Source organism: Caballeronia grimmiae, assembly GCF_022879615.1.
Lineage (GTDB): Bacteria > Pseudomonadota > Gammaproteobacteria > Burkholderiales > Burkholderiaceae > Caballeronia > Caballeronia grimmiae.
The window spans coordinates 284,035-297,011 of record NZ_CP084273.1; the positions used below are offsets into that span (position 1 = coordinate 284,035).

12 protein-coding genes are annotated in these 12,977 nt (G+C 63.3%); 5 read left to right on the top strand and 7 right to left on the bottom strand.

The features are described from left to right. Positions 1-47: 47 nt before the first annotated feature. Positions 48-2,441: an ATP-binding protein gene (locus tag LDZ21_RS20550; RefSeq protein ID WP_404980724.1), complete on the top strand. Its 2,394-nt coding sequence runs from the start codon at positions 48-50 to the stop codon at positions 2,439-2,441. A 74-nt stretch (positions 2,442-2,515) separates the two neighbouring features. Here LDZ21_RS20550 and LDZ21_RS20555 read toward each other — a convergent pair whose 3' ends face one another. After that, positions 2,516-3,667: a porin gene (locus tag LDZ21_RS20555; RefSeq protein ID WP_244796534.1), complete on the bottom strand. Its 1,152-nt coding sequence runs from the start codon at positions 3,665-3,667 to the stop codon at positions 2,516-2,518. Positions 3,668-4,127: 460 nt separating this feature from the next. Here LDZ21_RS20555 and LDZ21_RS20560 point away from each other — a divergent pair, with 460 nt between their 5' ends. Continuing rightward, the gene (locus LDZ21_RS20560) at positions 4,128-4,331 is read left to right on the top strand and encodes a CsbD family protein (RefSeq protein ID WP_035959991.1); all 204 of its coding nucleotides are present in this window, start codon (positions 4,128-4,130) and stop codon (positions 4,329-4,331) included. A gap of 21 nt (positions 4,332-4,352) precedes the next feature. On the opposite strand, the gene LDZ21_RS20565 is transcribed toward LDZ21_RS20560, so the two are convergent. Beyond that, on the bottom strand, positions 4,353-6,164 hold the full coding sequence (locus LDZ21_RS20565; RefSeq protein ID WP_244796535.1) for a RecQ family ATP-dependent DNA helicase: 1,812 nt from the start codon (positions 6,162-6,164) through the stop codon (positions 4,353-4,355). A 384-nt stretch (positions 6,165-6,548) separates the two neighbouring features. Between LDZ21_RS20565 and LDZ21_RS20570 the strand changes: the two genes are divergently transcribed. Beyond that, positions 6,549-6,863, top strand: coding sequence for a hypothetical protein (locus tag LDZ21_RS20570; protein WP_244796536.1), 315 nt, complete (start codon positions 6,549-6,551; stop codon positions 6,861-6,863). A gap of 40 nt (positions 6,864-6,903) precedes the next feature. On the opposite strand, the gene LDZ21_RS20575 is transcribed toward LDZ21_RS20570, so the two are convergent. From LDZ21_RS20575 to LDZ21_RS20590, 4 genes are all read right to left on the bottom strand, one after another. After that, complete coding sequence (locus LDZ21_RS20575) at positions 6,904-7,293, bottom strand: hypothetical protein (RefSeq protein ID WP_244796537.1); 390 nt, start codon at positions 7,291-7,293, stop codon at positions 6,904-6,906. Between the two features lie 169 nt (positions 7,294-7,462). Further along, a complete protein-coding gene (locus LDZ21_RS20580; RefSeq protein WP_244796538.1) occupies positions 7,463-8,539 on the bottom strand; it encodes an MBL fold metallo-hydrolase in 1,077 nt (358 codons plus the stop codon). A gap of 137 nt (positions 8,540-8,676) precedes the next feature. Continuing rightward, positions 8,677-9,006: a cupin domain-containing protein gene (locus LDZ21_RS20585; protein ID WP_244796539.1), complete on the bottom strand. Its 330-nt coding sequence runs from the start codon at positions 9,004-9,006 to the stop codon at positions 8,677-8,679. Between the two features lie 84 nt (positions 9,007-9,090). After that, positions 9,091-9,381, bottom strand: coding sequence for a hypothetical protein (locus tag LDZ21_RS20590; RefSeq protein ID WP_244796540.1), 291 nt, complete (start codon positions 9,379-9,381; stop codon positions 9,091-9,093). Positions 9,382-9,716: 335 nt separating this feature from the next. Here LDZ21_RS20590 and LDZ21_RS20595 point away from each other — a divergent pair, with 335 nt between their 5' ends. Beyond that, positions 9,717-10,160 (top strand): SET domain-containing protein, encoded by a 444-nt coding sequence (locus LDZ21_RS20595; protein ID WP_244796541.1) that lies wholly within the window; start codon positions 9,717-9,719, stop codon positions 10,158-10,160. A gap of 25 nt (positions 10,161-10,185) precedes the next feature. Here LDZ21_RS20595 and LDZ21_RS20600 read toward each other — a convergent pair whose 3' ends face one another. Next, complete coding sequence (locus tag LDZ21_RS20600; RefSeq protein ID WP_244796542.1) at positions 10,186-11,430, bottom strand: polysaccharide pyruvyl transferase family protein; 1,245 nt, start codon at positions 11,428-11,430, stop codon at positions 10,186-10,188. Between the two features lie 272 nt (positions 11,431-11,702). On the opposite strand from LDZ21_RS20600, the gene LDZ21_RS20605 reads away from it, so the two are divergent. Next, a complete protein-coding gene (locus tag LDZ21_RS20605) occupies positions 11,703-12,971 on the top strand; it encodes a PQQ-dependent sugar dehydrogenase (protein WP_244796543.1) in 1,269 nt (422 codons plus the stop codon). The last annotated feature ends 6 nt before the right edge of the window (positions 12,972-12,977 follow it).

Genomic DNA, 12,977 nt, shown 5'->3' on the forward strand with positions numbered 1-12,977 from the left:
GCCACGTCTCGCGCATGGAGTTCCTGTCGCGACGCCTCTTCCCGACGATGATCGACAAAACCACCCCTTCAGCGACAACCGCCACCGGCGCTATCGACGTATCCGCTTTCGCCGAATGCGCTCGCGAACCGATCCACATTCCGGGCGGCATCCAGCCGCACGGCGTACTCATCAGCGTGGACGCGGAAGGCGTCGTGCTTCAGGTCAGCGGCAACATCGAACTGGTTGCGCGCATCGCACCGCATGCGTGTCTCGGGCAGCCGCTATCGACCCTGCTCGGCGAACAGGCAAGCGAACGCGCGCTGGCGCGGCTTGCCGAGCTGACGCGCGACGGCGCCGCGATTCACGTCGGCAACGTGCGTATCGACGGATGGGCGCATACCGGACCGCTCGCGGTTGTCGTGCATCGGCACGAAGGCTTGCTGTTCGTCGAGGTCGAGCCCGCGCAGGACACCGCCGACCCGTTCTCGACGATGTATCCGCTCGTGCGCTCCTTCGTCACCGAAGTGCAGTCCATGCAAACGGTCGAACAGATTTGCCGGTTCGCCGCGACGGAAATTCAGCGCATCACGGGCTTCGGCCGCACGCTCGTCTATCAGTTCGATGAAGAAGGCCACGGCCACGTGCTGGCGGAAGCGATCCAGCCGGGCTATCCGTCGTACCTGAACCAGTACTTCCCGGCATCGGACATTCCGGCTCAGGCACGCGAGCTGTATCGACGCAACCCGATCCGCCTGATCTCGAACGCGCATTACGAAGCCGCGCCGCTCGTGCCGCCGCTGCATCCGCATACGGGCCGGCCGACCGATCTCACCTACGCGTCGTTGCGCAGTGTTTCGCCGGTGCATTTGCAGTACATGCGCAACATGGGCACGCTTGCATCCATGTCGATGTCCATTCTCGTCGACGACAAGCTGTGGGGCCTCATCTCCTGTCATCACGCGACGCCGCGCCTGCCGCCATTCGAAGTCCGCACCGCATGCGAGCACGTCGCGCAGATCGTTTCGTTGCAGCTCGAAGCGCGCGAGACACAGTCTGAATCGCAATATCGGCTGGAATTGCGGCGCATGCTGTCGAAGCTGCTTTCGTCGATGGCGAACACGGACAGCTTCGTCGAGGCGCTCGTCGACGATGCCCCCGATCTGCTCGGCTTCACGCGTTCATCGGGCGCAGCGGTGATCTTCGAAGGACGCACGTCGCTGATCGGCGTGACGCCGGATGAGCAAAGCGTGAACGCGCTCGTGGACTGGCTCGATCATCAGAGTGAAGACGTCGTAATGTCGGATCGCGCGTCGGAAGACTGTGCGGTGCTGCAAGACTCGCCGGATATCGCGGGCTTTCTCGCGGTATCCATTTCGAAGGTGTATCGCAACTACGTGGTGTGGTTTCGGCGTGAGGTCGTGCAGACGATCGAATGGGCCGGCGATCCGCGTGCAAAGCTCACGTCGCTCGCCAGTTCGCTTTCGCCGCGCGTGAGCTTCGACACGTGGACCGACGTGGTGCGCAATCGCTCGCTGCCGTGGCGCGCCGCCGAACGCGAGATCGCGCTGGAATTCCGCGCGGCGATGCTGGGCATCGTCTTGCGCCGCGCCGAAGAGATCGCGCAACTCGCGACGGAGCTTGGCCGCGCCAATCACGAACTCGAAGGATTCTCGTACACGGTGTCGCATGATCTGCGCGCCCCGCTGCGGCATATCGTGAGCTTCGCCGATCTGCTGCGTCAGATCGACGGCGACAAGCTCTCCGACCGCGGACGCGGCTATCTCGAACGCGTGGTCACGTCGGCGCGCTTCGGCGGCCGTCTCGTCGACGATCTTCTTTCGTTCGCGCAACTCGGCCGCGCCGCGCTGCGTCCGCACAACGTGGATGTGCATGCGCTCGTGCATGCCGTCATCCAGAACGATATCGACGAAGAGAGTTCGTCGCGCGTGCGCTGGTCGGTCGATGCGCTGCCGTCCATCGAAGGCGATCAGGTGTTTCTGCACGTGGCGTTCGCAAACGTCATCGCCAATGCGGTGAAGTTCAGTGCGCCGCGCGAGCAGCCGGCGATCGAGATCGGCGCGCACGACGGCACGGGCGAACTGACCGGACACACCGTCTATTTCGTACGCGATAACGGCGTGGGTTTCGACATGCGATACGTCGACAAGCTCTTCGGCGTGTTCCAGCGTCTGCATGTCAACGAGCAGTTTCAGGGGACGGGCATCGGGCTCGCGAACGTGCGGCGCATCATCGAGCGGCACGGCGGCAAGGTATGGGCCGAAGGGGTGCTGAACGAAGGCGCGACCTTCTTCATGGCGCTGCCGAAGCACCTTCGCCCCGAAAGCGGCGTGCGGCGCGATACGGCCGCCTCCGCGCTCGCGCGGCTCGCCGCGGGCACGGGCGGCACCGGGCACGACATCGAACAGCTCGTGAAGCGTTCGCTGCAGGACAAGAAGTAAGCGCCTCACGCCGCAAATGGAAACGGCCGCGATCGTAACGATCGCGGCCGTTCTTGCTTCAGCGAGAAACGTGCTTAGAAGCGGTGACGCAGACCCACCGTTGCGGCGACCTGGTTCTGCGTGGTCGACGGCGACAGCGTGTTGATCATCGCGACGTTCGCGCCTGCATCGCCCAGTTGACCCGATGCGTGCTGATAGACGCCTTCGACGTAGACGTCCGTGCGGCGCGACAGCGAGTAGTCCGCTTGCAGCGACACCGTATGCCACTTCGGATCGCCCGAGCCGTTCGAACCGCTCAGCTTGCCGTCGGTGTACGTGTACGCTGCATCGAGGTTCAGTGCCGGCGTCAGTGCATAGCGGCCGTTCAGTTCGAAGTTGTTCAGATGCAGGTTCGAGCCCGACGGAATGACGAGCGATGCGCCGCCTTGCGAGGCCGCGATCAGGTTGTCGTAGTGCGTGTTGGTCCACACGAAGCCGACGGTCGCCGGGCCGTACGTGTAGTTCAGGCCAGCGCCGAACGTGCGCTGCAGGTCGGCGGTCAGGTTCGTCTTGTTGCTGTCGCCTGCCGACACCGCGCCGTTCGTGTTGCCGTTGCGCGACGTGTTGGTCTGCAGGTAAGCCGCGGCGAAGTTGAACGGGCCGTTGCTATACGATGCGCCCGCGCTCCATGCGCGGTTGTTGGCGAACTGGCCAGCCTGGTTGCTGAAGCCATACAGGCCGCCGAATGTGAAGCCGGCGTAATTCGCACTGCGGTACTTGACCGAGTTCTTGACCGAGATCGAGTTGTCGAGGTTGTCGTTGTCGAGCGGGTGAGCGGCCAGGTTGTTGCCGTAGCCGGCGCCTGCGTCCGACAGCGGCGCGAGGAAGTCGACCATCGAGTCGTATTGACGGCCCAGCGTGACCGTACCAAACTGGTCGCTCTTCAAGCCGACGTAAGCCTGACGGTTGAACATGCCGTCGCCGTCGAAGCCGCCGTTATTCAGGTTGAAGCCGCTCTCCAGTCTGAAGAGCGCGTGCAACCCGCCGCCCAGGTCTTCGCTGCCGCGCAGGCCGAAGTACGTATCGGAAACGGTGCCGCTGCCTTGCTGCCAGTTGCTGTGACCTGCGGAGTTGTTGGTGTACACGAGGCCGGCATCGAGCATGCCGTACAACGTGACGCTGCTTTGCGCCTGAGCCGATGCAGCGAAGGCGCCGAGCACGCCCGCGATGAGGAGAGTTTTTTTCATGGTTGCTATGTGTCCTAGTAGAGCAAAGGCTTCTCAAGGCGATGCGGCGCTTGCCCCAAGAAACCGGACACACTTTATGTGACTGCTTCAAACGCGTCGCCCTTTTTTCAGTGGATTCGTCGGAAAGAATCCTTTGCTAAAACAGAAATAGCAGTAGTCCGAACACTTATATACGTTTCAACTCAGTCGCTTACCGGCCTTTGGCGCGTCATGCAGCGTCGATCCGGCGTTGCGCACGGGCGACGTTATTCATGCTGCATCTGCAGAGGTGCCTTACGGATCGCTGCCTTAATGACGCGCGACGCCCTTGCTAACCTATGCGCCGTCTGAAGCCTTGACCATGAGTTGCAGCTTGAGGACATGGGACGATTTCGCGAGAGGAAATCGTCCCGCTCGCTTGAGCCGGGCATAACGGTTGCGTCCTTTCTGTGCGAATCACTTCTCTCTCGAAGGAGCGCACATGGACAAGGACAAGACGGACGGCATCAAGGAGCAGGTCAAAGGCTGGGTCGATACGGCCATCGGCACCGTGACCGGCGACGAAGAACGCAAGCTAAAGGGTGACGTCGAAATCACGAACGGCGCGAGCCGCAAGGACTACGCCGACCAGAAGGACAACATCGAGAAAGGCGTCGAAGATCCGGGCGAGCCGACCAATACCTGAGCCCGCCCGTCACCCGACGCATCACGCCGCGCGCTTCACAAAGCGCGCAATGAAGGTGCGCGTCTCGTCGTCCGGGAAGCGCACCGCCACCCGGTCCCCGCTCACCATCTCCACCGTGCCCTCGCCATAGCGGCGCACGCGAACCCGATCGCCCTGATTGAAGGCTTGCACGTCGCGCTTCGGCCTGGCGTCGTCATTGGACCTTTCCTGCGACATCGCGTGCTCGCGTACCTCGCGCGGACTTTCCATCACTTCCGGCGGATGCAGGCAGTTATCGCATGAGCCGCAGGTGCCGCCTGCGAGTTCGTCGTCGGGCGCTTGATACTCTACTTCGGTCTTGCTCGCCGCCTCGAGCGCGCGCGTGTCCTCCGCATCGGATGCGAAGTAGTCGAGCAGCATGCGCCATCGGCAACGCGCGCTCTGCGCATAGCCGATCATGCGTTCCAGCACCGCGCGATCGCGTTCGGCGCGCGCAGCATAGGCTTGCGCCGCATTGTCGAGGTCGATGATGGCCTTGCCGTCGTCGATGAGCTTCATGCCGCCACGACGCGTGCGGCGCGTCACGCCCATATCGTTGAGCAGGGTGGCCGCCACGCGCAGCTTGTTCGCGCCGACGTGCGGCAACGCTTCACGCAGGCGTTCGAGCGGCTTGTCCAGCGTCTGGCTGTCGTTCTCGCGTGCAAGATCGCGCACGGCTTCGCCTACGCGCCGGATCGTTTCAGCGTTCGGGTAACGTCCACCGAGAAAGAACTGCTGCACCTGCTTGTCCTTCAGCTCGAAAAGCAGAATGCACCTGGCGGGCTCGCCGTCGCGCCCTGCACGCCCCGCTTCCTGATAATAAGCGTCGAGGCTGCCCGGCACTTGTGCATGGAGGACGAAGCGGATATTCGGCTTGTCGATGCCCATGCCGAACGCATTGGTCGCCACCATCACGCGCACTTCATCCGCCATGAAGGCGTCTTGCGCCTCTGAACGCGCGCTCGCGGCGAGCTTGCCGTGATAGCGTTCCGTCGAAACTTCCGCTTCGACGAGCGCGGCATGCAGCGCCTCGCATTCGGCCACCGTTGCGCAATAGATGATGCCGCTGCCTTCCAGCGTGCGAGCCAGTTCGATGGCGCGCGCCCGCTTCTCCTCGGGGTTCGTCAACTGCTCGACCACAAAATGCAGGTTGTCGCGATACACGCCCGTATGAATGACATTGGCGCGGCGCATCTGCAATTCGCGCACGATATCGTCGATGACGGAGGGCGTGGCCGTCGCCGTGAGCGCAAGCACCGGCGGCCTGCCGAGCGTCCTGATCGCGTGGATCAGCTCGACGTAGGCGGGGCGGAAATCGTGGCCCCACTGCGAGATGCAGTGCGCTTCATCGATGACGACGAGCGGCACCGCCGGCACGTTCTTGCCGGTCAGCGTCGCGGTGAATTCCGCGTTGACGAGCCGCTCCGGGGTCACGAAGAGAATGCGAATCTCGCCGGACGTCACCGCGTCCATCGCCGCGCGCTCTTCAGTCGTCGACAGCGTGCTGTTGATAACCGCCGTCGCGACGCCCGCTTCAATGAGCTTCACCGCCTGATCGCGCATCAGCGAGATGAGCGGCGACACGACGACCGTCATGCCATCGAGTTGCAATGCGGGCAGTTGATAGCAAAGCGACTTGCCTGCGCCTGTCGGCATGACGGCGAGCGTGTCGTTGCCATCGAGGACACTGCGAATGACCTCGTCCTGACCGGGTCGCAGATTGGGAAAACCGAAGACTTTACGTAGCGCGATTTCGAGTTCGCGGTCGAGCGGCTTGCGCGCGCGCGTGGTGGCGGTGCGAGTGGTGTCGTTCATGTAGTTCGGGTCGGATGGAGCGCGCCGCGTGATTGAGTTTATTCAAGCGTCGTTCGATAACGGCGACCTCGCCGTCATCGACGCTTCGCATTTGGAGAGACCTGCTGCGTGATGTTCGAAGGCATCAAGCAAGCTGCAGTCCCAGTGAATGCATTTGAATAAACCACACGAGCGATGAAAAGATTGCGCGTCGCGGAACGCGATTCATCACTCGCCGCGCCCACCGGTTTCCTCGGCTGAAAAAAAGTAAATCGGGGAAGCCCCGCCCCGCCTACGTTCAGAGCACGAACGTTTCATCCAGATACATCTTTTGCGTATCGTTGACAGTCAAATGGTATGAGGCTTGCTCTAATAGTCGCTTCTCGAATCTAGCCGGATCAAATAATGCGAAGCACCGATGCAAGCACAGCCCCCGATTCCCGACAGCGACGCCCTGCACAACTGGCAGAGGGCGAACTGAAACATCTCGAATCGATTCTGGCGTGTTTTGTCGAAGGCAGCGCCGCACCCGGACGCTTGCCGACGAAGTACTGGGACATGCGCGTTGCGCAACTCGATAGCGAATACGAACTCGTGCCCTCGCAGAGCCATCGCGTCGCATCGCTGCAACGCAAGCTCGCCCTTCTCGATGCCGCGCTGAATTCCGCATCGGCCGCTGCTGACGCGCAAGAGCGCCAGAACAGGCGCGTCGCCGCCTGACTTATTCGAGCGGCTACCCGCTCGAGCCTGCCCGGATTACCTACTTCGCGCGCCGTATGACGGCGTGAGCCACGTTCGCTGCAATGTCGGCTCGAAGCTCGGCCCATTTGCCGAGCAGCGAAGGATCGTTGGTGAGGAAATAAGGCGTATCGGTCCATGCGGGCGCTTTCGCATCAGCGTTCGCGACTTCGAACACGCGCATGTCTTCATCATCGGACTGGCCCCCGCGCACCAGTTCGCTGAACGACTGCACTTCCTTGAGCGTCACGTCGTAAATGGCGACGCTGTTGAGCACGGCGATCACCGTTCTGCCTATGCGCGATGCCGCCTCGCGGCTATCGGCCATGACGAATGCGACGCCTTCCACTGGCGTCGCCAATGTCAAGCGAAAGAGCCGCGATTTGCATTCGTCACTGAGCTGGGTGGTCATGTCGTGGAGCTGGCGTCGAAGTGAACGCGCGTTCTGTCGGGGAGCGACGACTTTAGCAAAGGACGATCCAGCGTCGCAGCGCATGAGTGCGAGTCGGCTTCAACAGTTATAGCACCGCCTGCTCTCGCCCGCGCGGCGGCCGCGAGCCGCCGCGTGTCTGGTCATCGGCTTACGTCCCGCCCATAAAGAGCTCGTCACGGCTGTTGCCCGTCGTGCGAATGCAAATGGGCGAGCGATACAGCGGCTCCGCGTACTTCGTTCCCGGCAACTCGTCGCGGATCTTCGTGAAGAGCGGCGACAGCCCGTTGTCGAGCCACGCGCCCCAGATCGCATCGTGATGGTCGGGCAGGAAGAGTTTCGGCTTGAAGAGCTGCAAATGCTGGAACGTATAGCCGAGTTGCGTCTCGGCGATCGGATGCGGCGTCCAAGGAAAGATACCGACGTCCACGCCCGGCGCGACGCTCGTCGCCAGTTGCAGTTCTTCCGGGCTCGGGTTGCTCACGCTGTCGAACCAGACAATCCTGAAGCCGTTCGGAAACGTGAACGTGAAGCCCATCGTGCCCTGCGTGATGATGTTGGGATCGCTCGAACCACGCGCCGATACCGCATCGTGTTGCTGCTGCTCGGCGGCGGTGAGCGGCGGGGCGTCGAGCGCATAGAGCGCGGCGAGTTGCGTCGTCAATCCCGCCTCGATGGTGCTGTGGATGATGTGCGTCGGGCTGATCGTGATATCGCCGTAAGTGAACTTTTCGGTGTTGTTGCCCGTGACGGTGGTCGTTTGCGACGCCGGCACGCCGAGCACTTGCGCTTCCTTCGTGGTGATCGCGGAGCCGATCACCTGCGCTTTCGTTTGCGCCGCGACGGCGGCTACATCGCTGATATGGTCCGAGTGCGCGTGGCCAATCAGGATCACGTTCGCCTTCTGCACCTGCGATACCGTGAACCCGAGCGACGCCGTGCGCGCGGGGCGTTCGTAATACGTGTCCATGATGACGACGACGCCGTGATACGCAAGCTCGTAGTTCGCGGTGCCAAGCCAGCGGAGCACGGCGGTGTCGCCTTGCGGAAGCGGCCCGCCCTGCGATGCGGGCACGAGACTCTGGCACGCGGGATCGGATGCGAGCGGGGCGTCCGCTGCGTTGGCCGGCGTCATGCCGGAACCGTGATCGTGACCGCACGCGGATAGCAACGCCGCGGATGCAATCAGCGCCGCGGGTAAAGCTCGCAACAGACCAGCCGTTCTCATGACACGTCTCCTAGGAAGACTGCCGACAGGGAACCCAAAGCTCGTGGATCATGCGAAAGCTGGCTTTGTCGGGATACTAGGCTTCGCTGCGGACACGCGTCTATATGCCGTGCAGCATTTACTTCAAAGCGTCGCGGTCAGTCGCAGAGCACGGTGGCGTTGCCGCTTCGCTCGACGGTGAGATTGACCGAGCGCCCGCCGAGCGGTCGCGTGCGATGGCGCGTGCCGGCGGGCACGGTCAGGATCTGGCCCGCGCGCAGTTCGACGACGCCATCGTCGAGTTCGATCGAAAGCGTGCCTTCGACGCCGATGAAGGTCTCGTCCGAATCCGGGTGGACGTGCCACGCGTAGGGCGCGTGCATCACGCTGATATGGATGTCGTGATCGTTGTTGCGTGCGATCACGCGGTTCATGTAGCCATCGCGCGCCGTCGCGGCAATGGCTTCGAGTGTGACGGGCTGGATCATCGTCGGCTCCCTTTAAAGCCTGAGGCTAATCCAGCGTGTGGCGCGCGGGCAAACGAATGCTTTTGACGCTGATGTGAAAGCCGCTCACATCGAACTGGCCGCGCCGATGCCTTCGGCCGCATGCATCACCGCCTCGATGTTGCCGACGGCGGGCTGCACATAGACGGGCGGCGGCGCATCGAGCGGCAACGGGGCGGGGCCAGAATCGGTTGCACGCGGATACACCGGCAACGGCGGTGCGCTCTGTCCGCTGGACGCGACCGGAAACACCGGCCCGCCCACGATGCCCACGCCGATGAACGGATGCGCCTGCGCCGCCGTCACGCATCCCATGCTGATTGCCAGCGCCAGTGTCACGGTTCCGATCGTCTTCATTTCATGCTCCCTTTTCGAAGTGGCTGTCCGGTTCGTCGATGGGTGCATTGTGCTTAGCGAGAATGAGCAAAGAATGAGGAGGCTCAGTAGCGTTCCGGGTCGAGCGGAAGCGGGCACGTCCGCCGTCGTCACGAATCGAGCGGATCGTCACGTGCTTGCCGCGCGCCCCTCCCCATCCTTTCACGATGCGGTTACGATAACGCGCAAGCGTGCTGCTCAATGGCATGCACGCCCTGCGTCTCGCGCTGCGGCGGGGAAACTGCGGGCATGGGCATGACGGCGATCGCCGCGCCCGCGCTCAAACATTCAAACTCGATACTGCGACCCGCCACACCATGCGTCGAACCATTGTCCGCAATTCGCCCGTTCATGGCCGGGGCGTGTTCGCCCTCGCCGATCTGCCCGCCTGCGCGCTGCTCTTCGAATACAAGGGCAAGCGCCTTTCGTGGAAGGAAGCGCAGCGCGTGTACGAGCAATCGAACGCGGAAGACGGCCACACCTTCTTCTTCGGACTCGACGATGGCCGCGTCATCGACGGCGCACGCGGCGGCAACTCGGCGCGCTGGCTCAATCACAGTTGCGCGCCGAATTGCGAGGCGGAGCAGGACGGCGAGCGCGTGTTCATCCGCGCAATCCGGCCGATCAGCAAGGGGCAAGAGTTGTTCATCGACTATCAACTGACGGTCGAAGGACGGCGCACGGCGGCGCTCAAACGGCTCTACGCCTGCCGGTGCCTCGCGAAGGAATGCCGGGGAACGATGCTCTGCAGCGCGCGTTGATCGTTCGCGTGCGGCCGCTTTTGCTTCAACCTTCGAGCGCCTGAGCCACGAGCGAAGCCGCGCCCGCGCGATACATCGTCGCCATCTCGCGCGCGCGCCGCATCAGCGCATTGCGGTCCGAAGCCAGCGCATCGCGCATGGCCAGCGCGAGTTCGTCGATACCCACGGCGCGCGGCATAGCCTCGATCTCCCATGTCTCTGCGTACGCGGCCTGCTTGCCGGTCTGCGCGGCATTGTCGGGATGAAGCACGTTCACGCGCGGCAACGCATACGCCATCGCGACGATGCGCCCATGCAGGCTGCTGCCCGCGAACCCCGCGCTGTTCGCGATGAGCGCGCAGATATCCCAGATATCCAGCGATTCGAAGATCGTCACCTGACGATGACTCATGCATGCTACGAGCCGTCGATACACAGCGATGTCATCGTGCCACGGCGCCGCGCCGGCGCGGAACAATGCGATGCCCACACCACTGCTGACGGCGATCACATCGAGTTGATGGGCAAGGCGCGTGAGCGTCGCGTCATCGCCGAAATCGGCGCTGAATTGCACCGCGAGGTAGCCGCGAGAGAATGCGCGCTGTAACGAGGCCATCGCATCGTGGCGGGCGCGAGCGCGGATGCGCGCATCGAAGAGCTCCGCGATGACCGATACCGGATCGGGAATCAGCCGGGCCGCGATGCCGGCCGCCTGGAGCACGCTCTGCGTGTGGGCGTCGCGCACGCTCAGGTGATCGACGCCGCGCAGCTTCGTCAGGACTTCCGCGCGAAACGGCGCATCGCGTGAGCCGAGCGTCACGCCGCCAATCGCGTTGCAGCCGATCGACGACGCCTGCGCGAACGTCGCGTTGCCAATGAGATACGGCGCGAGCGCGTCGGTGCCGAGCGTCGAGCGCGCCCACGCGCGGCGGTCGTCGTCGCGCGCGCCGTATCGGGCGATGCACGCTTGCGCATCTTCGGGCCGCGACAGCATCACAGCGGCTTCCCACGCATCGCAGGTCAGCACTTCGCCGCCCGCGTGAATGACGCTGACAGGTGCATCGCGCAAGCTCGCCGCGAGCGTGGCAAGCGCGACGACGTCGTGACCGCCGTAGCCGCGCATATCGCGCGCCGCCAGCCCGGCGAAGACCGGCAGCACGTCCATGCGATGTTCATGCAGCAGCCGGTCGACCACGTGCGCGAACAACATGTCGCCGAAGTTATGACGGTCGAATGCGCCGAACACGATGATCGGCCTTGCTGCATGCGTCGAGATAGAAGAGTCGGGCAATGAGCCTCCGGATTCAATGATCGAGACTTCGTAAGCGCGCATCCCGCAAGAGTATCCCGCGCCGGCAAGCGGAAAGATCGGCCGGCGTGTATTGCGAATCGTTGCAAAATCATTCGCACGTCGCTTACTTTGCGCGATTCGTATCGTAAGATTCGTCTCACCGTAGGCAGCGGCTTGGCACGCACGCGTCGGCTCACCGCCGCAGCTTCGGCGAAAGTATTCGTGTTGTTCGAAAAATAGCTTCCCTAAGTGGTAACTACTGGAGACAACGAATGAACGCAACGCTCAAGCTTTTGCCGTTGGCCGTCGGCGCGATGATCGCCTGTCTGCCCGCCGCCCGCGCGGCGCAGGACAACGTCAGCGAACTGTCCAACTTTCGACAGACGGGCAACTCGCAGCCGGCTGAGACCATCGCGCAGACCGGCAAGACCGCCGACGCCCTGCGCGAGAATCTCAAGCAGATCAAAGTGCCGCCCGGCTTCAAGATCGAGTTGTATGCCGTCGTGCCCGAAGCGCGGCACATCGCGATCGAGCCGTCGACGGGCGTGGTCTTCGTCGGCACGCGGAAGAATCGCGTGTGGCAGGTGACGGATCGGACCAAGCAACGCGTGGCGAGCGATGTGGCGCAGTTCGCGTCGTCGGTGACGTTCAAGGTGCCGAACGGCGTGTGCTTCTCGCCAGACGGCGTGCTGTATGTCGTCGAGCAGAATCGTGTGCTCGCTTTCCCGGCTGCGCAGTTCTTCGGCGAAGGCGGCCCGGACGTGGCGGCGGCCGTCGTGCTCGCGCAGGGCAAGCTGATCCCGACGCAGTTCGAAAGCTTCAACCACGGCGCGCGTGCGTGCCGCATCGGGCCGGACAAGAAGCTGTACATCGCGCTTGGGCAGCCGTGGAACGTGCCGCCGAAGGAAAAGCTGGCGGAGCTGGATCGCAACGGGTTGGCGGGGATCATCCGCGTCGATCAGGACGGCAAGAACCGCGAAGTCTATGCGCATGGCGTGCGCAATTCGGTCGGGCTCGACTTCAATCCGAAGGACAAGACGCTGTGGTTCACGGATAACCAGGTCGACGGCATGGGCGACGACACGCCGCCCGGCGAGCTGGATCGCGCGACGAAGGCCGGCGAAAACTTCGGATTCCCGTGGTATGGCGGCGGCAAGGTGCGCACGGTGGAGTACAAGGATCAGAACCCGCCGGCCGGCGTGGTGTATCCGCAGGTCGAATTCGCCGCGCACGCCGCGGACCTCGGCATGTCGTTCTATTCGGGCAAGAGCTTCCCGCAGAAATATCAGGGCGGCATTTTCGTCGCCGAACACGGTTCGTGGAATCGCACGAAGCCGATCGGCGCGCGCGTCATGTACGTGCCGGTCAAGGACGACGGCACCGCCGGCGAGGCGGAAGTCTTCGCGGAAGGCTGGCTTACGCAAAGCGGCGAGTACATGGGCCGCCCGGTCGATGTCCAGATGCTGCAGGACGGCTCGCTCCTCGTTTCCGACGACTATGCCGGCGCAATCTATCGCATCTCTTACTCGGGGGCGAAATGAGGGCCG